Source organism: Pseudomonas nitroreducens TX1 (assembly GCF_000313755.1).
GTDB lineage: Bacteria > Pseudomonadota > Gammaproteobacteria > Pseudomonadales > Pseudomonadaceae > Pseudomonas > Pseudomonas nitroreducens_A.
This window is the reverse complement of the sequence record NZ_AMZB01000043.1, coordinates 1-413: the sequence shown is the minus strand read 5'-3', so window position 1 is coordinate 413 and position 413 is coordinate 1. Positions and strand designations below refer to the sequence as shown.

Genomic DNA, 413 nt, shown 5'->3' with positions numbered 1-413 from the left:
GGGCGGCCTTGCTTCGTGGATGGCGGGATATCAGGCCATCGCTTCCTGGGGTTTGCCCAGCAGACGGTCGATCACCACCATCAAGGCCAGCATGACGACGGAGGGGATCAGCCAGGCGAGGCCCTGCTCGGCCAGCGGCAGGTGCTCCATCCAGGCCGGCATCCAGGCGTCCAGCTTGGCGCCTTTCAGCGCATCGATGATGCCGAAGACGAAGGAAATCACCATCACCGGGGCGACGATACGGGTCTGCGAACGCCACAGGCTGGCGCAAAAGCTCAACGCCACCAGCACGATGCACGGCGGGTAGATGGCGGTCAGCACCGGAATCGAGAACTGGATGAGCTTGGTCAGGCCCAGGTTCGACACCAGCAGCGAGAAGCCGGCCAGGATGACCACCAGGCTGCGGTACGACA

1 protein-coding gene is annotated in these 413 nt (G+C 64.2%); it reads right to left on the bottom strand.

Translation table 11 applies throughout. The features are described 5' to 3' along the window. Positions 1–30 precede the first annotated feature (30 nt). Positions 31–413 (bottom strand): branched-chain amino acid transport system II carrier protein (locus C167_RS32000; RefSeq protein WP_017516349.1); only part of this gene is annotated, 383 nt, incomplete at its 5' end.